The organism is Oceanicaulis sp. UBA6590 (assembly GCF_002433705.1).
GTDB lineage: Bacteria > Pseudomonadota > Alphaproteobacteria > Caulobacterales > Maricaulaceae > Oceanicaulis.
The window spans coordinates 13,520-32,491 of record NZ_DJIQ01000001.1; the positions used below are offsets into that span (position 1 = coordinate 13,520).

General features: G+C 64.6%; 17 protein-coding genes. 11 read left to right on the forward strand and 6 right to left on the reverse strand.

The window, feature by feature from the left end; translation table 11 throughout:
* From B2Z70_RS00085 to B2Z70_RS00095, 3 genes are all read right to left on the reverse strand, one after another.
* Window positions 1–1,181: Clp protease N-terminal domain-containing protein (locus B2Z70_RS00085; protein WP_292979767.1), on the reverse strand; the 1,181-nt coding region annotated here is incomplete at its 3' end.
* 63 nt (window positions 1,182–1,244) lie between these two features.
* A complete protein-coding gene (gene ftsH, locus B2Z70_RS00090; RefSeq protein ID WP_292979769.1) occupies window positions 1,245–3,077 on the reverse strand; it encodes an ATP-dependent zinc metalloprotease FtsH in 1,833 nt (610 codons plus the stop codon).
* A 14-nt stretch (window positions 3,078–3,091) separates the two neighbouring features.
* The gene (locus tag B2Z70_RS00095; RefSeq protein ID WP_185926887.1) at window positions 3,092–3,523 is read right to left on the reverse strand and encodes a MarR family winged helix-turn-helix transcriptional regulator; all 432 of its coding nucleotides are present in this window, start codon (window positions 3,521–3,523) and stop codon (window positions 3,092–3,094) included.
* A gap of 202 nt (window positions 3,524–3,725) precedes the next feature.
* Here B2Z70_RS00095 and B2Z70_RS00100 point away from each other — a divergent pair, with 202 nt between their 5' ends.
* From B2Z70_RS00100 to B2Z70_RS00125, 6 genes are all read left to right on the forward strand, one after another.
* Window positions 3,726–4,151 carry an Hsp20/alpha crystallin family protein gene (locus B2Z70_RS00100; protein ID WP_185926886.1) on the forward strand — a complete coding sequence of 142 codons (426 nt, stop codon included), beginning with the start codon at window positions 3,726–3,728 and terminating at the stop codon, window positions 4,149–4,151.
* Window positions 4,152–4,165: 14 nt separating this feature from the next.
* On the forward strand, window positions 4,166–4,564 hold the full coding sequence (locus B2Z70_RS00105) for an Hsp20/alpha crystallin family protein (RefSeq protein ID WP_292979774.1): 399 nt from the start codon (window positions 4,166–4,168) through the stop codon (window positions 4,562–4,564).
* Window positions 4,565–4,584: 20 nt separating this feature from the next.
* Complete coding sequence (locus B2Z70_RS00110) at window positions 4,585–5,076, forward strand: Hsp20/alpha crystallin family protein (protein ID WP_292979776.1); 492 nt, start codon at window positions 4,585–4,587, stop codon at window positions 5,074–5,076.
* A gap of 163 nt (window positions 5,077–5,239) precedes the next feature.
* The gene (locus B2Z70_RS00115; protein WP_292979778.1) at window positions 5,240–5,671 is read left to right on the forward strand and encodes a phosphate-starvation-inducible PsiE family protein; all 432 of its coding nucleotides are present in this window, start codon (window positions 5,240–5,242) and stop codon (window positions 5,669–5,671) included.
* On the forward strand, window positions 5,668–6,612 hold the full coding sequence (locus tag B2Z70_RS00120) for a zinc metalloprotease HtpX (RefSeq protein WP_292979780.1): 945 nt from the start codon (window positions 5,668–5,670) through the stop codon (window positions 6,610–6,612). The genes B2Z70_RS00115 and B2Z70_RS00120 overlap by 4 nt, the downstream gene beginning before the upstream one ends.
* 544 nt (window positions 6,613–7,156) lie before the next feature.
* The gene (locus B2Z70_RS00125) at window positions 7,157–8,368 is read left to right on the forward strand and encodes a glutathione S-transferase family protein (RefSeq protein WP_292979782.1); all 1,212 of its coding nucleotides are present in this window, start codon (window positions 7,157–7,159) and stop codon (window positions 8,366–8,368) included.
* Between the two features lie 15 nt (window positions 8,369–8,383).
* Here B2Z70_RS00125 and B2Z70_RS00130 read toward each other — a convergent pair whose 3' ends face one another.
* Window positions 8,384–9,316: a glutaminase gene (locus B2Z70_RS00130; RefSeq protein ID WP_009802127.1), complete on the reverse strand. Its 933-nt coding sequence runs from the start codon at window positions 9,314–9,316 to the stop codon at window positions 8,384–8,386.
* Window positions 9,317–9,491: 175 nt separating this feature from the next.
* Between B2Z70_RS00130 and B2Z70_RS00135 the strand changes: the two genes are divergently transcribed.
* The 4 genes from B2Z70_RS00135 (at window position 9,492) to B2Z70_RS00150 (ending at window position 16,557) form a co-directional block, all read left to right on the forward strand.
* Complete coding sequence (locus tag B2Z70_RS00135; RefSeq protein ID WP_292979787.1) at window positions 9,492–10,604, forward strand: efflux RND transporter periplasmic adaptor subunit; 1,113 nt, start codon at window positions 9,492–9,494, stop codon at window positions 10,602–10,604.
* Window positions 10,601–13,720: an efflux RND transporter permease subunit gene (locus tag B2Z70_RS00140; protein ID WP_292979789.1), complete on the forward strand. Its 3,120-nt coding sequence runs from the start codon at window positions 10,601–10,603 to the stop codon at window positions 13,718–13,720. The genes B2Z70_RS00135 and B2Z70_RS00140 overlap by 4 nt, the downstream gene beginning before the upstream one ends.
* On the forward strand, window positions 13,717–15,093 hold the full coding sequence (locus tag B2Z70_RS00145) for an efflux transporter outer membrane subunit (protein ID WP_292979791.1): 1,377 nt from the start codon (window positions 13,717–13,719) through the stop codon (window positions 15,091–15,093). Before B2Z70_RS00140 ends, B2Z70_RS00145 begins: the two co-directional genes overlap by 4 nt.
* 93 nt (window positions 15,094–15,186) lie before the next feature.
* Window positions 15,187–16,557 carry a M28 family metallopeptidase gene (locus B2Z70_RS00150; RefSeq protein WP_292979793.1) on the forward strand — a complete coding sequence of 457 codons (1,371 nt, stop codon included), beginning with the start codon at window positions 15,187–15,189 and terminating at the stop codon, window positions 16,555–16,557.
* A gap of 236 nt (window positions 16,558–16,793) precedes the next feature.
* Here B2Z70_RS00150 and B2Z70_RS00155 read toward each other — a convergent pair whose 3' ends face one another.
* Complete coding sequence (locus B2Z70_RS00155) at window positions 16,794–16,973, reverse strand: hypothetical protein (protein ID WP_292979795.1); 180 nt, start codon at window positions 16,971–16,973, stop codon at window positions 16,794–16,796.
* 178 nt (window positions 16,974–17,151) lie between these two features.
* On the opposite strand from B2Z70_RS00155, the gene B2Z70_RS00160 reads away from it, so the two are divergent.
* On the forward strand, window positions 17,152–18,747 hold the full coding sequence (locus B2Z70_RS00160; RefSeq protein ID WP_009802120.1) for an ABC-F family ATP-binding cassette domain-containing protein: 1,596 nt from the start codon (window positions 17,152–17,154) through the stop codon (window positions 18,745–18,747).
* Here the strand turns inward: B2Z70_RS00160 and B2Z70_RS00165 are convergent.
* Window positions 18,737–18,961 (reverse strand): TIGR03643 family protein, encoded by a 225-nt coding sequence (locus B2Z70_RS00165; protein ID WP_009802119.1) that lies wholly within the window; start codon window positions 18,959–18,961, stop codon window positions 18,737–18,739. The genes B2Z70_RS00160 and B2Z70_RS00165 overlap by 11 nt on opposite strands.
* Window positions 18,962–18,972 lie beyond the last annotated feature (11 nt).

Sequence of the window (18,972 nt, forward strand, 5' to 3'; positions counted from 1 at the left end):
ACGATGGTGTGCATCTCGTCGATGAACAGGATCAGGCTGTCCTTCTCCTCGGTGATCTCCTTGAGGATCTTCTGGACTCGCTCCTCGAACTCGCCGCGATACTTCGACCCGGCCACCATCGAGTTGATGTTGAGCTCGACCAGCCGCTTGTCGCGCAGCGCCTCGGGCACTTCGCCCGCGACGATCCGTTGTGCAAGTCCCTCGACGATGGCGGTCTTGCCCACGCCGGGCTCGCCGATCAGCACCGGGTTGTTCTTTTTCCGGCGGGCCAGCACTTCGATCGTCGTCTCGATCTCGCGGGCGCGGCCGATGACGGGATCGAGCTTGCCCTCGCGGGCGAGCTTCGTCAGGTCACGGCTGAACTGGTCGAGATCGGGGGTGTTCGACGGAGTCTCGACGCGGCCTTCCTCGGCTCCCTTGCCGACCACCTTCGTCACCTGCTGACGCAGCGCCTGCGGCGTCAACCCCAGCTTGCGCAGCATCGCCGCGGCCAGGCCTTCACCTTCCTCGGCAAGTCCGATCAGAAGGTGCTCGGGACCGACATAGGAATGGCCGAGTTCGTTCGAGGCGATGAAGGCCCGGTTCAGCGCGTCCTTCAGGCGAGGGCTTACGCCGATTTCGCCTTCCGTCTTGGCGTCTCCACGCTTCGCTTCCTTCTCGATCTGGCGCCGCAGGTCGTCCACATCGACCTTGAACTGTTCCAGGATCGTCTTGACGACGTCAGACGAGGTCAATGCCAGAAGCAGATGTTCGGTATCGACCTCGCTGCGCCCGAATTCCCCGGCCTTCTGTGCTGCATCCTGCAGCAGCTTGTTGCCCTGTTCGCTCAGCCGATCGGCGATGGTGCGTCCGCCGCCGCGCCGCGATCCGCGGCGCGGCGTTTCCTCCCCGAAGGTGGCATCCACGACGTCGTCCTCACCCGCGCCCGTGGCGCCCAGTGCACCACCCCGCAGCGGGCTGTCGCTGAACAGGCTGCCGAACCCGCTATCGCCGAAGAATTCGTCAAAAAGGGAATGTCGTCCGAACAGGGACTCCAGCGGCGATGCGCTGCGGCCCGACCGGCGCACCATTTCGCGGTAGTGCTGATCGCACAGCTCCATGTTCTGAACTTTGCCGTTCACCGAGGCGCGCACGCGCGCCGTCGCCGGGCGACCGCAAATATCGCAAGCTCCGTTTGCCATTTTTCCTCTCCGTTTCTTTATCCAGTCAGGGTTGTCCACCGATCATCTGCGTCAGTGACGGTGTCACGCAGCGACTGCTTCCGTTCTTTTCACCTTGGACCCAATTGCCACCAGATCGGGCTCGTCCAGTGTCTCCCGTTGCAGGAGATCCTGCGCCGATTGCTCGAGCAGCGCCCGGTTGGCTTCGAGAAGCGAGACGGTGCGCTTGAACACGCCATCCACGATGTCGCGCACCTTCGCGTCCATCCGCTCGGCAGTGGCCTCGCTGTAGCGGCGGTTCAGCCACGACGACTGGTCGCCGGTGCCGAGAAAGCCGGGCCGATCGGTGTCGTAGCTGACATGCCCGAGGTCTTCGTCCATCCCGTACCGCGCGACCATGGCGCGGGCGATATCGGTGGCCTTGACCAGATCGTCCGCCGCCCCGGTCGAGAGGTGGTCGTAGACAATCTTCTCGGCCGCGCGCCCGCCCAGCAGCACGGCGATCTTGTTCTCGAGTTCCTCCCGCGTCATCAGGAAGCGGTCCTCGGTCGGGCGCTGGATCGTGTAGCCGAGCGCGCCAATTCCGCGCGGTATGATCGAGACCTTGTGCACCGGGTCCACCCCCGGCAGAGCCATCGCCACCAGCGCGTGCCCCATCTCGTGGTGCGCCACGATCTCGCGTTCGCGCGGGTTCAGAACGCGGTTCTTCTTTTCCAACCCTGCGATGAGACGCTCGACGGCATTGTTGAAGTCGTCCATCGTCACCGCATCGGCCTTGCGGCGCGTGGCAAGCAGCGCAGCCTCGTTGACGAGATTGGCGAGGTCCGCCCCGGAAAAGCCGGGAGTAAGCGCTGCGACCTTCTCGGCATCGACGTCCGGGGCGAGCTTCACCTTTTTCATGTGAACGCCGAGAATCTGCACACGTCCCTTCTTATCCGGCCGATCCACCAGCACCTGCCGGTCGAAGCGTCCCGCACGCAGCAGCGCGGGGTCGAGGATCTCTGGTCGGTTGGTGGCGGCCAGGAGCACGATGCCCACCGAAGGGTCGAAGCCGTCGAGCTCGGTCAGAAGCTGGTTCAGCGTCTGCTCACGCTCATCGTGGCCGCCAGCGATCTGGCCGGAGGAGCGCGCCCGCCCGAGAGCGTCCAGCTCGTCGATGAAGATGATCGCCGGCGCGGATTTCCGAGCCTGCTCGAAGAGGTCGCGCACCCGCGCGGCACCGACGCCCACGAACATCTCGACGAACTCGGAGCCCGAGATCGAAAAGAAGGTCACGCCGGCCTCGCCTGCCACTGCGCGCGCTAGAAGCGTCTTGCCGGTGCCTGGCGGCCCGACAAGCAATATGCCTTTGGGGATATGTGCGCCCAGCTTTCCGTATTCGGCGGGGTTCCTGAGGAACTCTACGACCTCCTCGAGCTCGGCCTTGGCCTCGTCCACACCGGCCACGTCGGCGAAGCTGACGCCGGTTTCTTTTTCCATGTAAACCTTGGCCTTGCTGCGGCCGACCTGCATGAACCCGCCGAAACCCTGTTTGTCGGCGAACTTACGGAACAGCAGCATCCAGATTCCGAAGAAGACAAGCGCTGGCGCCACCCAGGAAATCAGCGTGCCGAGAAAGGTGTTCTGAGGAACGCCCGTGATCTCGACGCCGGAGCGGTCGATCCGCTGCAGGATCGCGGGATCCACGACCGTGGTGACGAACTGGCTCTTGCCGTCGACGGGGTCGGTGAAGGTGCCGGTGATGGTGTCTGACCCGACCGCGACGGACGCGACCCTGCCATCCTCGAGATAGCTCTCGAACTGGCTGTAGCTGATCGGTGCGACGGATTGCCAGCCGGCGATCAGGTTCTGGATGAAAAGCACGGCTATGAAAGCCACCACCCAGTACCAGATGTTGTATTCGGTCTTCCTTTCCATGCCGCTTATCCCTTTCACTGGCGCCCGAGCCGCGCCCTGATCCGCTCGAGCAGCGCCAGCAGGATGCGCCTTTCGTCTGCCGACAGATCCTGCAGGATTTCATGTTCGAGCGCCGATTGCCGCGGCGCGAGTTCCTCCAGCATCCCCCGGGCCTTCGACGTTGCGGTGACGATCTGCGACCGCCTGTCGTCGAGCGAGGGCGACCGCTCGACCCAGCCGCCCCGGACCATGCGATCGACGAGCTGGCCCGCAGTGGCCGGGCCGACCTCAAGTCGGTCGGCCAGATCGCCGATGGTCAGCCCGGGCGCATCCTCGACATGCGCCGCCGCCATCCAGGACAGGCGGGTCAGGCCGCTGTCGCGGATGTCTTGGTCGATCCGCTGCTGGATGAGCTGCGCGACCCGGTGGATCGTCGTCCCGATCAGGGCGAGATCAGAAGTGATCAAGGGTATCTTTCCTCCGTCTGCATGAGAAACAGGATAGACTGCGGTCTACCCAAAGTGCAATGCAAGCATCATACATGCTTGCATAATAAATGGAACCGCCTATCTTGATGGGCGGTCTCCGAACCGACATCCGGCCGGCACCGTTGCCCGGTCCCTCCATGCCGACGGTTCGGGGGCATCGATCAGCAACAGGAGGCCAGTAATGCTCTACCCGACATATCTGCGCCGCAGCGATCCCTTTGCGCTGATGCGCTCCATGATGCGCGATCTCGACCGCGGTTTCTGGCCGCCGGCCCGCGCGGCGTTCCCGGCGGTGAATGTCTGGCAAGGCCCTGAGGCCGTTGCCATCGCCGCTGAACTTCCCGGCATCGAACCGGGCGACATTGAGATTTCGGTTAAGGACAACGTCCTGACGCTTTCGGGCGAACGCAAGGCGCCCGAGGTTCCCGACGGTGCGCGCTGGCACCGCAACGAACGCGGTTTCGGCAGGTTTTCCCGCACTATCCGCCTGCCGTTCGCGGCCTCGGATGACAAGGTCGAGGCGAGGATGACGAACGGCGTGCTGCGGATCGTCATCTCCCGGCCCGAGGAAGAAAAGCCGAAGAAAATCGAGATCAAGGCAGCCTGAGAGGAGCTGGAACGATGAGCACCGACATCACGCAAGCCGCCGAAAAGACGCCGACCGACTCGCCCGAGACCACCGGCGGCGGACGCATCTACCACCCGCTGACCGATATCGTCGAGACCGATCAGGGTGTCTCCATGATGCTTGAAATGCCTGGGGTCGCCGCCGATACGGTCGAAATCACGCTCGAAAATCGTGTGTTGACGATCCGCGGCAAGGTTGACCCGGTGCGGCCGGAAAACCTCGAACTTGCCTATGCCGAATATGGCGAGGGCGATTTCGAGCGTGCCTTCACGCTGTCCGAGGACTTCGACCCCGACCGGATCGAAGCCGAGATGCGTGGAGGTGTCCTCACTTTGACGCTCCCCCGAGCCCCTGAAGCACAGCCGAAGAGGATCGCCGTCAAGGGCGCCTGAAAACCGAAGGAGACCATATAATGCAGATCAAAGACCTCATTCCCTGGGCTCGCAAGGACGGCGCCCCAGACGCCAAGAGCAGCGAAGACAACCCGATCGCGACGCTCCAGCGCGAAATGAACCATGTGTTCGAAAACTTCTGGAACCGCATCGGCCATCTCGACTGGCCCTGGAGCAGTGGCGAGGCGAAATCCGACGTGGTCGAGACCGACAATGCGATCGAAATCTCGATCGAGCTCCCGGGCATGGAGATGAAGGACATCGAGGTGACGGTCAGCGACGACATGCTGACCGTGAAGGGCGAGAAGCGCATCGAGCGGCAGGAGGAGAAGAAGGGCTACTACCTCTCCGAACGCAGCTACGGCGCGATCTACCGGACAATTCCGCTCCCTCCCGGTGTGGATGGCGAAAAGGCGCAGGCATCCTTCAAGAACGGGGTTCTGACGATCATGCTGCCACAGACCCCCGAGGCCCAGGCCAGGGTCAAGCGCATCGAGGTCAAGAACGACTGATTCGCCATATCCGGCATCGCCGGTTTGCGGCCTCCCTTCCGCTCCGTGTGATATCGCGTAATCTGGTGAAGCCCCGGGCAGCTTGTCTCCCCGGGGCGGCTTTCGAGGGGCAATGATGAAAGACTTGAAGCGATCCGGGCTGACCCGTGAACAATGGTCGGCGATGACGGTCTACGAGAAGTTCGAACAGATCGTCATCTTCGTCCTGAGCGCCATCATCGCGGTTATTGTCGTGGCGTCGGTCTGGGCGCTGATGCGTGAAGTCATGAGCCGCCTGGTCCTGGGGGCATTCGACACACTTGATTTCGCTACCTTCCAGGTGGTCTTCGGCATGATCTTCACCGTGGTGATTGCCCTTGAGTTCAAGCGCTCCCTTCTTGTTGCGACCGAACGCAGCTTCGGCATCCTTCAGGTCCGCACGATCGTGCTGATCGCGCTGCTGGCTATCGCACGAAAGTTCATCATCCTCGACCTCGGCGAGACGGAGCCGGCCAAGATTGCCGCACTCGCGGGCGCGGCGCTTGCGCTCGGCGTTGTCCATTGGCTCGTGCGCGATCAGGACCGACGCGAACCGGGAGGCCAGGAGACGCGATGACTGCAGCCTCCGCCCGCCACCGTCTGCTCAATCTCATGCAATCGGCGCTGCTGCTCGGGCTCATGGCGGCGCTCGCCTGGGTTTCGGTCACGGTGATCCTGGGGCCCGGAACGGGGCTGCTCGTCGCGCTCGGCATGGTCGCCGGCCTGTTTCTGGCCCCCGACCTGTCGCGGCGGATGCTGCTGTCGGCCTATCGCGCCCAGCGTCTCACGGGGCGCGAGGCCCCCGGTCTCGTCGCAGCACTTGCCGAGCTCGCGCGCCGCGCCGGCCTGCCGCGCACCCCGGCGCTGTATCGCGTCCCGAGCCGGCTGCCGAACGCCTTTGCCATGGGCAGCCCCGAGGACAGCACGATCTGCGTCACCGACGGGCTGTTCGAGATCCTCGACGGCCGCGAACTTGCCAGCGTCCTCGCGCACGAGATCGGCCACATCGCCCATCGCGACCTCTGGATCATGGGGCTCGCAGATGTGATGTCGCGGCTGGTGTCGTTGGCCAGCTGGGTAGGGCAATTCCTGCTGCTTCTGAACCTGCCGCTCGTGATGGCGGGCATGGTCCATGTGCCCTGGTCGGTCGTGGTGCTCCTGATCTTCGCGCCCACGCTGATGGCGCTTGTCCAGCTCGGCCTGTCGCGGACGCGCGAATACGATGCCGACCGCGCCGCCGCAGAGCTGACCGGCGACCCGGACGGCCTCGTGCGCGCGCTCGTCAAGCTCGAACGTCGGGTCGGTCGGTTCTGGGAGGAGATTCTTCTGCCCGGCCGCCGCATTCCGGAGCCTTCGTTGCTCAGGACGCATCCCCCGACCGAAAGCCGAATCCGCCGCCTCCGAGCCCTGGTCACGGGTCGCACGACCCCGATCCCCGCCCTTGTCGGCTACCCGACCGCAAGAATACCGCTGGGAGGGACACCGCCTCGGTTCCATCGCCTTGGGCACTACTGGTAGGCCTGCAAGGAAGCTGGATCGCCCAGGAGAAGGGTGACCTGTCAGACGGCAGGTCGTCCAGAGAAGGTTGGATACCAGGTCCACCCCCTCCAAGAGTTACGAAGCAATTCGCCACGATTCTCCTGGATTCACTCGTGAGCGCTATTCTTTGCACAAACCAGTCAGATTGTTGCGCAATGGTGAGCAGGGCTACGTGAAATGTCCGCATGAGCGCGGCTGGCCACTCGCGTTTGCGAACTGCGTAATGGTGCGCATACGAGGAAATGCTTGGAAGTGGGCGGGTGTTGTGGGCGACTCGCCATGGCTTATCAGAGAGTTAGAGGGTGAGTTCTTTCCCTCCGCCAGTTTCCTTCCATTGAAGCAAACCCGTCCCGGCGCCTCACTGTGCGCGAATTTCCTGTGCGTGTTAGAGGTTTGCGCATCGCGGACGCTAAGCGGATCAAGCGTGTTGCAGCGCGACCCTGTCGGTGTCTGGGCAGCCGCCGCGGAACGGATTCACGCCACGTGTCGTTACATCTCCAGTCCTGACTGGAAGGTTCACGCCATGGATTTGACGTACACGCTGATCGGAACCCCGTTTTCCGCCGCCACGGTCAAGGCGCGCCTTTTCCTGCGGTGGGCGAACCTGCCCATGACGGAGAAACCGGCGACCGTCGAGGTGGTGCAGTCCTATATCAAGCCCCGGCTCAAGCGCGTGGCCACGCCCGTCATCCTCGTATCAGACCAGACCGCCTTTACCGATACGCGGCTTCTGCTTGACCATCTGAACGCTCGGCATCCCGCCCGGAGCGTCTTGCCCGATACGCCCGCCCAGCGTTTCGCCAGCGACTTGCTGGAGGCCTGGTCGGATTCCGAATTGGCCCGTCAGGCGGAATATGTCTTCTGGGTCTGCGAAAGCGAGCAGGCCGAAGCGAGTTTGGCGTCGTTTCTGGAAGCCGAGAATTCCTCCGAGCCGGCAAGGCGGCGGGCCCGGTTGGTTGCGGCCCAGATCCGCAAGCATTTCTCGAGGCAAGGCCTCGACGAAGGGTCGGCCGAGACCGTCAAGTCACGCCTGAGCGCAACTCTGGCGCGTCTGGACACGGCTCTGGGCGATAGCGCCTACCTGTTTGGAGCGCGCCCGGCCATGGCCGAATTCAGTGTGGCGGGCGCTTTGCAGGTGCTCGCCAACGCCCGGTCCGGATCGGAGCTTCTGGAGCCGTTCCCCCGCCTTGAGGCGTGGCGCATGCGCCTGGCCGCGCTGGACGGGTTGGCTCAGGGCCCGCATCGCAAGGCGAGTTCGTGCCCGTCATCTTTCATGCAGCTCATGCGCCAGATCGCCCAGGAGTTCACTGCGCGCGCACTCGACAGCGCTTCGGCGGTTTCAGACTGGGCGGAAGCCCATCCCGGCGCCCGGGCGCTGCCGGAGCTGATCAATCCGGGCCGGTCCGCGCAGACCGCATCCGCCCGTCCTGCAACCGGACGCGTCTGGTCTCCGCGGGACGCATACTGGCTGTCGCGGCTGGGAGCGCAGGCGCGTCCCCGGCATGGGGTTGAAAACGCCGAGCTCTATCGCTTGCTCAAGACCATAGGCCTGCTGCCCATGCGCGAATACACGCCGCCCAGAGAGATTGTCGCCCTGAACCACCGGCTCGAGCTGAGCCTGAAGGACGTCCAGTCCGAGGCCAGCCATGACTCGTTGCGTGAAGTGGAGACCGCACTCATGTCCGCGCGCCAGTCCTCAAAGGATCTGGCCGAGCTGACCGCGATCTATGTCTGACGCAGGCTGACGGCCTCAAAAGACGGACAGGTTGGTCTCGCGTGAGAACACTTCGAGCGCGCGAGTGCCTGCAAGCGAATTGCCCAGCTCATCCAGTTCGGGCGACCAGACGCAGATCGAGAAATGGCCGGGAATGACGGCGGCGATGCCGCCGCCGACACCGGATTTCGCCGGGATGCCGACCCGGTAGGCGAAATTGCCGACGCCGTCATAAAGACCGCAGGTCAGGAGCAGGGAATTGATCCGCTTCGCCCTGAGCGCAGGCATCAGGGTTTCGTCGGTCAGCGGATGGCGCCCGGCAGCGGCGAGCGGCAGGAAGGCGCGCGCCACGTCCCGACAGGTCATCGCGATGGAGCATTGCCGGTAATAGGCCGCGAGCACGTCATCCACGCCTGCATTGAGATTGCCTTGACTCTTGAGCAGATGGGCGATGGCGGCGTTGCGATGGCCGCTCTCCTCTTCAGACCGGGCGACTTCCTCGTCGATATAGATGTCCTCGCAATCGGCGTAGCGCCGGACCAGGCCGAGGATCTGGAGAACCGGGCTTACGAAGTGGGTGGTGATGACGTCGGTGATGACGATGGCGCCGGCATTGATGAACGGGTTGCGCGGCAGGCCTTGTTCGGATTCCAGCTGGACGAGAGAATTGAAGGCATTGCCCGACGGTTCGCGTCCGACCCGCTGCCAGACGCCCGGCGCACCCGGCGATTGCAGGGCGAGGGCCAGAGTGAAAACCTTGGAAATGCTCTGGATGGAGAAGGGCGCATCGCTGTCCCCGATCACATATTCGCGTCCATCCACGCCGCAGACCGCCATGCCGAACTGGTTTGGATTGATGCGCGCCAGCGCCGGGATGTAGTTCGCAACCCGCCCCTGGCCGATCTGTTTGCGAGCCTCGCGCTCGCAGGCCGGCAAGAGGGCTGAAAGATCTGGGTCGGCTTGGGTCATGGCGTCCACGCGGTTGCGGCTGGGGCTCTGGACCCTGAGCGGTAATGGAACTTGCCGGTTGGAACAATACGAGGCGACGGGCCGTGGCGCTTGCAGCGCTCCGGCTTCCGGCGCGGGCGCATCTTTTCGCGCACATCCGTGATCCAGCTTCCGCCCGGACACGTAGGGAGGTGTCATGAAGCAGTTTCTGTACCCGCTTGCGCTCGCAGCATGCGTCGTTTCCGCATGCTCTGATGACACCGCTTCCCCGTCGCGCCCTGAGGCCGGCGGAGAGGAAAGACGTGTGGGCGTGATCGCCCAGCAGGTCGTTTTGGAGCGAGAGGCGGAACGGATCGAGGCGCTGGGTACGGCCCGGGCCATGGCGAGCGCAACGATCTACCCCGAGGCGGCGGGCGCCGTTGAAAGCGTGAATTTCAGCGCGGGCGACCGCGTGGAGGAAGGCGAGGTGCTGATCCGTCTGGAAGCGGACGAGGAGCGCCTTGATCTGCGGCTGGCGCAGGTGGCCGTACGCGAGGCGGAGCAGTTGCTGGCGCGCTATCGCCGCATTGAGGATACGGGCGCGGTGTCCGACAGCCAGATCGATGAAGCGGTCACCGTGCTCGAGGCGGCGCAGATCGAGGTGGAGCAGGCCGAGGTCGCCCTGGCCCACCGCATCGTGAGGGCCCCGTTCAGCGGATTTGTGGGCCTGACCAATATTGATCCCGGCGCCCGCATCACCCCGACAACCGTCATCACCGAACTCGATGACCGCTCCTCGCTCTACGTCGATTTCAATCCGCCCGAGCAGGTGTTCGGCCGGATTGCGGTCGGCGATATCGTCACCGCCCAGCCCTTCGCCGGGGCGGATCGCGCCTATGACGCCGAGGTCATCAATGTGGACAGCCGCATCGATCCCGTTTCGCGGACCTTCACGGTCCGGGCGCGGCTTGACAATCAGGATGACCGCCTGCGCCCCGGCATGAGCTTTTCGGTCCGGTTCGAGCTCTTGTCGGACCTGTGGCCGGTCGTCCCCGAGGCCGCCATCAGCTGGGGCAGCGACGGCGCCTATGTCTGGGTGGTCCGCGAGGGGCGCGCCGCCCTCATACCCATCACGCTGATCCAGCGCCGTCAGGGCACGGTTCTGGTTAATGGCGCTCTTGGCGACGGCGATCTGGTCGTGGCCGAGGGGGTCCAGCGCATGCGGGAAGGCGCGCTGGTCGATGTGATTGAAACGCGTGAGGCCCGGATGGACGCCCCAGTCGCGTCCTGGCCGGGCGCGGATGTCATCCAGGAGGCGGATGCGCAATGACGCCCCCCGGATCCGATCTTCCAGCGCTCGCCGTCAAGCGCCCCATTCTTGCGGTGGTGCTCAACCTGCTTGTGGTCATTGCGGGTCTGGCGGCCCTCATGGCGGTGGAAGTGCGAGAACTGCCCGATGTGGATCGCCCGATCGCCACGGTGCGCGCGGTCCTGCCGGGCGCGGCGCCGGAAACCGTCGACGCGGAAGTGACAAGCGTTCTTGAAGGCGCTGCGGCGCGCGTCAGCGGCGTACGGGAGATCCGGTCCTCGAGTGAAGAGAACAGCGCCCGGATTCGGGTCGAGTTCAATCCCGGGGTCGATCTCGACAATGCCGCCTCTGATCTGCGCGAAGCGGTCAGTCAGGTCAGTCGACGTCTGCCCGACCGGGTGGAACAGGTCAGCGTGGTCAAGGCGGATGACGATGCGGAAGCGATTGTCAGCCTGGCCGTGGTCAGTGACGTCTATGACCAGCAGGAGCTCACACGGCGGATCGAGAACGACATTGTGCCCGAGCTGACCGCGATTGACGGCGTGGCGACGGTCAACCTGTCCGGCGAGAGGGCGCAGCAACTGCGCGTTGTCATCGATCCCATCCGGTTGAGCCGGTTCGGCCTGACGGTGGGGGATGTGGCGGATGCGCTGCGGCAAGCCCCGTTTGACGTGCCGGTCGGCAGCTTCCGCTCCACGGATCAGCAGCTCATTGTCCGCGCCGAAGCCACGGCGGCGACCCCCGAGCGGGTGAAGGCGGTGATCATTCAGGATCAGACCCGGGTCGGGGATGTGGCGGAAGCGTTCTTCGCCCCTGCGGACGCCACAAGCTTCACCCGGCTGGACGGCCGGGAGGTGATCGGGATCGGCGTCATCCGGCAGGCCCGCTCCAATACGATCAACATATCCGACGCCGTTCAGGAGCGCGTGGCGCAGCTCAATGAGCGCTTCGAGGATCTGGAAATCACCGTCACCTCCGATGAAGCCGAGTTCATCCGGCAGTCGGTTCAGGAGGTGCTGCTCACCCTGACGGTCACGGTCCTGATCGTCGTCGGGGTGATCTGGTTGTTCCTGGGCAAGTTCCGGGCAACGCTGATCCCGTCAGCCGCCATTCCCGCCGCGCTGATCGGCGCCGTTGCGGGGCTGTGGCTGTTCGGGTTCTCGATCAACATTCTGACCTTGCTGGCGCTGGTGCTGGCGACCGGGCTCATCGTGGACGACGCCATTGTCGTGCTGGAAAACATCCATCGTCTGCAATCCAAAGGGGTCGGGCGCCGGGCGGCGGCGGTGATCGGGTCGCGTCAGGTCTTCTTCGCCGTTGTCGCGACCACCGCCGTCCTCGTCGCCGTGTTCGTGCCGATTTCCTTCCTGCCGTCCACCGCCGGCCGGCTGTTCCGTGAATTCGGCTTCCTGCTGGCGCTCGCCGTGGTCATCTCCTCCTTCGTGGCGCTCACGGTGGTGCCGGCCTTCGCCGCGCGCCTTGACCTGACTTCGGGCGATGACGCGAAGGGGCCGATCCAGCGCACGGGCGGCGTGCTTGCGCGCAGTTACGCCGCGCTGATCCGGCAAGCGCTCAATCATCCCTGGGTGACGGCCGGCATCTGTGTTCTGGCGGCCGGTGGGGCTGTCTTCGCTGGCATGGCGCTCGATCGGGAGCTCACGCCGGAGGAGGATCGCGGCGTTGTCTATGTCTGGGCCGGCGGGCCCGATGGCGTCGGTCTGGAGTATATGGACCGGCAGGCGGACCGGATTGAAGCCATCCTGCAACCCTATATCGACCGCGGCGAGATCGAGTCGCTTCTGACCGTCGTGGGGCGCTGGGACCCGAACCGGATTTTTATCACGGCGCCGTTGGCGCCCTATACCGAGCGGGACCGCACCCAGTCACAGATCGCCGCCGAAATCAGTGCGTCGCTGTCTGACATTCCGGGCGTGCGCGCGAGCGCCTTCGGGCGGGGCGGATTGAGCTTTGGCGGCGGCGGGCAGCGCAGCGGCATCGAGGTCGCTCTCACGGGCGGTGATTACCCGTCCATCTTCGAGGCGGCGCGGACGCTGGCGGATCGTCTGGATCAGGAGTCGGACATTCTCGACAATCCCGAGATCAGCTATGAGCCGACCCAGCCGCAATTGTCCATCCAGATTGACCGTCGTCGCGCCGCCGATCTCGGGGTGCCCCTGGACCAGCTTGCGGTCACCTTGCGCGCCATGGTGGATGGCGAGAACCTGGTGGATCTCAATGTGAATGACCGCGCGATCCCGATCGTGCTGGAAAGCGAGACCGGCGCGGTGCGCGACCCCGCCGACCTGCGCAACCTGTATGTGCGCGCCAATTCGGGCGAGCTCATCCCGCTTTCGGCCCTGACCACCATCATCGAGCAGGGCGTTGCTGCGGAGCTGGATCGCACCGAACAGCGTCGGGCGATCGAGCTTGAAGCCGATATCCTGGACGGGTTCACCATCGCCGAGGCTGCAGACGAGATGCGTCGGCTCGCCGCCGACACGCTGCCCGACGATATCGAACTCTTGTTTGAAGGCGAAGCCGAAACGCTGAACCAGGCGACGCGGGACCTCATACTGACTTATGTGTTCGCGCTGGTGATCGTCTTCCTGGTTCTGGCGGCGCAGTTCGAGAGCCTCACCGGGCCGCTGGTTGTCATGCTGACGGTGCCCTTCGCCCTGGCGGCGGCGGTGTACGCCTTGTTCCTGACGGGCACCTCGCTGAACATCTTTTCCCAGATCGGCCTCGTCATGCTGATTGGCCTGATGGCGAAGAACGGCATCCTGGTGGTCGAGTTCGCCGACCAGCTGCGCGCGGAGGGCAAGTCCGTGCGCGAGGCGATCGAGGAAGCCGCCATCATCCGCCTGCGTCCCATCGCCATGACCCTGATCTCCACGGTCCTGGGGGCCTTGCCGCTGATCCTGGCGACGGGCGCCGGCGCCCAGGCCCGCATTTCCATCGGATGGACCGTCTTTGGCGGTCTGGGCCTGTCTGCGGCCTTCACCCTGTTCCTGACGCCCGTGGTCTATTTGGGTCTGGCGCGGTTCGGCACGCCTCGCGCTGCAGCCGAGGAGCGCCTGGCCTCGGAGCTGGAAGCCGCAGACGCCATCGTGCTGCGCGAAAATGGGCCGGCGCAATGAGGGGCTGGACCGGTCTTCTGATGGTCGCCGCCGCGCTGACCGTGAGCGGCTGCATGGCGGGGCCGGACTATGTTCGACCCATCACGCCTGAGCCTGAGCAGTTTTCCCGCCCCCTCGAACAGGACGCCGATGATCTGGCGGGCGAGGCCTGGTGGTCGGGTTTCGAGGATCCAACCCTGGCGGCGGTGGTGAACGAGGCGCTGGCCGACAATCTTGACATTGCCCAGGCCGCTCAGCGGCTGATCGCCGCCGAAGCGCTTCTGGGCGCGGCCCGCTCGGACTTCCTGCCCGATCTGGACGCGGGCGTGTCCTATACGGCTCGAAGCTCGGGCGGGGATACGGGAACGGCCTCGCTCTCCTTTGGTCAGATTCTTGATATCAATGGCCGCTTGCGTCGTCTGGAAGACCGTGCGCAGGCCCGTGTGCTGGCGAGCGCCTATGAGGTCGAGGATGTGCGGCGTCTGACAGCCGCCTCTGCTGCCACCTTGTACGTGCAGTTGCGTCGGGCGCGGGCGCGGCTCGCCTTGCTGGACGCCTCGCTCGATTTGCAACAGCGCACGCTCGACATTGTTCAAAGACGCGCCGAGGCGGGCTTGTCCGCCGACCTCGATGTGCGCCGGGCGGCGGCGGACCTGGCCCGCACGCGGGCGCAGCGCGGCGCCCTCGAGCTGCAGCAGACCCGGGCCCTGAACGCGCTCGCAGTCTTGCTGGGCCGGACACCCGGCGCGCCGATCGCTCTGCTGGAAGACGCCGGCGCGCGAGACAGCGACGCCCTGCAATTGGGCTATGTGGCCGAGATCGAGATCGGCGAGCCCGCCCAGCTGATCCAGCGCCGGCCCGATCTGCGGGCTGCGGAAGCGCGCCTGATCGCTGCGACGGCGGATGTGGGCGTTCAGGCGGCCGAGCTATATCCGTCTCTCAGGCTCCCCGGCTCGGTCAGCACGGATCTGGAGGATGGGCTGTCGGATGGTCTGACGGCCAGTCTCGGAGCCGTGCTGGACATCCCGCTGCTCGATTTCGGGCGCCGCGAGGCTGAACTGACCGCGGCCGAGGCGCAGGCGGCGGAAGCGGCGCTGGCTTATCAGACTGTGGTGCTGGGCGCTCTGGAGGAGGTCGAGACCGGTCTTGTGGCGATTGAGAGCGTTCAGGACCGCCTGGACGACCTTGGCGTCGCCGTGGCCGAAGGCGAACGCGCCTATGACCAGCTCAACGCGCTCTATCGTGAGGGCCTGGCCAGCTTCATTGACGTCCTGGACGCCCAGCGCACCCTGATCGGCAACCGGGAGGCTCTCGTCGACACCCAGGCCGATCTGGCGCTCGCCGTCATCGAACTCAATCTCGCCCTGGCGGCTCCGACAGGTCAGGACGGGTGACGCAGTTCACGCCGCGCCTTGGCGCGCGGTCCCGTGCGGTCTAGCTTGCAGCCGAACTGAGTCCGAACGGACCGGAGAAGGGGAGTTTTCAGTATGCGGATTTTTGTCAGCATGGTCATGGCCGCCGGCCTGACCGGGGCCGCGGGCGCGCAGGTTGCGCCGCCCTCAGAGGTTCTCGATGTGCATGATCATGTCGCGGCGGTGTCCGCAGACCGGATCGAGGACGACATCACCACGTTGGTCAGCTTCGGCACGCGCCACACCGCGTCTGAAACCGAGAGCGAGACCCGCGGCATCGGCGCGGCGCGGCGCTGGATCCATGATGAGTTCGAGCGCATTTCCGCAGAATGCGGCGGCTGCCTTGAGGTCATGTATGTCTCCGAGACCATCAGCGGCGAGCGGCGCATTCCCGATCCGGTCGACGTGGTTTCGGTGATCGCGATCCAGCGCGGAACCACGGATCCCGACCGCATGGTGGTGATGTCCGGCGATATCGACAGCCGGGCGTCGGACGTCATGAACGCCGAGATTGATGCGCCGGGCGCCAATGACAACGCCTCGGGCGTCGCGGGCGTGCTGGAAGCCGCCCGGGTCCTCAGTCAGGACGAGTTCGCCGGTTCGATCATCTACGCGGCGCTGGCGGGCGAGGAGCAGGGTCTGTTCGGCGGCCGCATCGTGGCGGATTACGCGCTGGAACAGGGCTGGCGGATCAAGGCGGTCATCAATAACGACATGATCGGCAACAGCGCCGGCATTGACGGCGTGGTCGACAACGCCACGGCGCGCGTCTTCTCAGAGGGCACGCGGGCGACCGAGACCCCCGAAGAGGCGCGCATCCGCCGCTTCACCGGGGGCGAGGTGGATTCTCCCTCACGCAATCTGGCGCGCTTCATTGACCGCACGGCGGATCAGTATGTGCCCAATCTGGATGTGATGATGGTCTATCGCCTCGACCGGTTTGGCCGCGGCGGGCATCACCGCCCCTTCAACGAGGCGGGCATGCCGGGCGTGCGGATCATGGAGACCCATGAGGATTACAACCGCCAGCATCAGGATATCCGGGTCGAGGACGGCATCGAATATGGCGATGTGCTCGAAGCCGTCGACTTTGACTACGCCGCCAAGCTGACCGCCCTGAACATCGCCACGCTGGCGCAACTGGCCGGGGCGCCGCCCTTCCCGGCCGATGTCACGATCTCCGGCGCAGTCCGGCCATCCACGACGCTGAGCTGGGCGCGTCCTGAAGGCGAGCCGGCGGCGAACCTGATGGGCTATCGCGTCTACTGGCGTCTCACAGACGCGCCGCAATGGACCCACAGCCGCTATGTCGGCGATGTGACCGGGTTCACGCTCGAGAATGTCGTGATCGACAATTACTATTTCGGCGTCTCGTCGGTGGCGCCCGATGGCTCTGAAAGCCCGGTGGTCTTCCCCGGTCCGGCAGGCTCATTCGGCGGCTATTGACGCCGAGGGGGCAGGCGCCTTCTGTCAGCAAAAAGCCCGCCGGATGAACCGGCGGGCTTTTTCGTCAGGCTGGGCCTGGCGTCAAGCGGCTTTCTTGAGCGCTTTTTTCGCCTTTTTCAGCTTGGTTTCCTGCTTTTCGATCTTTTGCTTGCGCGCTTTGATCTCTTTTTTCAGGTCTTTGACTTTCTTCGACGCCATGTCGGGTCTCCTTTTTAGGTGAGGCGCGTCTTTTGGGATCAGGCGGACTCTTCAGGCTTGTGCCGGGCGATGAAGCCCTTGATGAAGAGGCGCAGCTCCCGGGCGGCGCTGGTATCCAGCTCATCGCATAGCTGAACGAACTGGTCGCGCTGAGCCTTGTTCAGGCGGATGACAAGCTGGCTGTCCTTTTTCTTCTTGGCCTTCTTCTCGTCCGCCATGAGCGCACTCCGGTCCCGATCTGCTATGCAATGTCTATGCAGCGTATATACATTTTGGCGCTTGTCCATGGTTTGCAACGAATTTGTGACAATGAAGGCGTCTGTTGAATGAGGGCCGAATGCTGCAGGTGCAGCGTGTTTTCATTGCGTCTGGCGCTGTGACGGTTACACCGCCCCCATGCTTACGATCTCAAATCTCGACTACCGCATCGGCGCCCGCTCGCTGTTTGAAAACGCCTCGGCGCAAATCTCCAGCGGCTGGAAGGTCGGTCTGGTGGGGCGCAACGGCACGGGCAAGTCCACGCTTCTGCGGCTGATCCGGGAAGAGATCGACCAGCCGTCGCCGGACTCCCCGATCCGTTTGATCAAGGGCGCGCGCATGGGCTGGGTGGCTCAGGAGGTGGAAGCCTCTGACGACACCATTCTCGATGTGGTGCTGGCCACCGATGCCGAACGCCATGCCCTGATGCAGGAGGCGGAGACCGCGACCGACCCCGACCGGATCGGTGAGATCCATATGCGGCTGGCAGACATTGATGCCTGGTCTGCGGAATCGCGGGCGGCGGAAGTCCTGATGGGTCTGGGGTTCAGCGACGCCGATCTCTATCGACCGACGAAAGAGTTCTCCGGCGGCTGGCGCATGCGCGCCGCGATTGCGGGCGTCCTGTTCTCGGAACCTGATCTTCTGCTGCTCGACGAGCCGACCAACTATCTCGACCTTGAGGGCGCGGCCTGGCTTGAGAGCTATCTGAAGAAATACCCCCACACCGTGCTGATCGTCAGCCACGACCGGGAAATGCTCAATCGCTGCGTCACCCATACGCTGGCGCTCGAACACCAGCAGCTGTCGATCTCGCCGGGCGGTTATGACGCCTGGCTGAAGCTGCGCGCCGCCAAGACTGCGCTCCTTGAAAGCCAGCGCGCCAAGCAGGAAGCCGATCGCGCGCACCTGCAGGCCTTCATCGACCGCTTCGGCGCCAAGGCCTCCAAGGCCAGCCAGGCCCAGTCGCGGGTCAAGCGGCTCGAGAAGATGCAGGAAATCACCATCCCCATCGCCGAGCGCACGACCCCGTTTTCCTTCCCCAGCTCGGCCGACACGCTGTCGCCGCCGCTTCTGCAATTGCGCGACGCCAAGGTGGGGTATGGCGAGGATGCGGTAATCCTCAAGGGCGTCGATCTGCGCCTTGATCCCGAGGATCGCATCGCCATTGTCGGCGCCAATGGTCAGGGCAAGACCACGCTCGTCAAATCCATCGCAGAGCGCCTGCCGCTGATTGCGGGCGACCGCACCGCGCCGCGCTCGCTGCGGATCGGGTATTTCTCGCAAGACCAGATGGACGAGCTGCGCGAAGGCGAAACCGTGCTGCAGCACGTTCAGGACGCATTGCCCCAGGGATCGCCGGAATCCAAGCAGCGCGCCGCCGCCGCCGCCATGGGCTTTCCCCATGAGAAGGTCGGCACAAAGATCGAGAAGCTGTCAGGCGGCGAGAAAGTGCGCTTGCTGCTCGGCCTGATGGCGATGGAAAAGCCCCATGTGCTGATCCTCGACGAACCGACCTCGCACCTGGATATCGACAGCCGCGAAGCGCTGATCTACGCGCTCAACGACTATAAGGGCGCGGTGATCCTCATCACCCACGATGTCTATCTGGCCGAAGGCACGGCGGATCAGCTCTGGCTGGTCAATAACGGTCGCGCCACCCGCTATGACGGCGACCTCAATGACTATCGCAAGCTGATCCTCCAGGCCGACAAGGGCACAATCAGGGTCTAGGGGCATTGTCCCGCATGGCCTTGATCCTGGCATGCTTGCTGACCCGTCCGGACACGCGCTGGCGCCAGAGCCTGAAGCTTGATGGCTTCAGCGAGCTGCGCATGATCGCAATGACTTCCGGCTCGCTGAGCCCGGTCTCTGCTTTTATCGCCTCAAAGCTCACATCGTCAGCCCAGGCGAGCGCGATGACTTCGCTGATCTGTTCCGGACTCATGCGCCCTCATC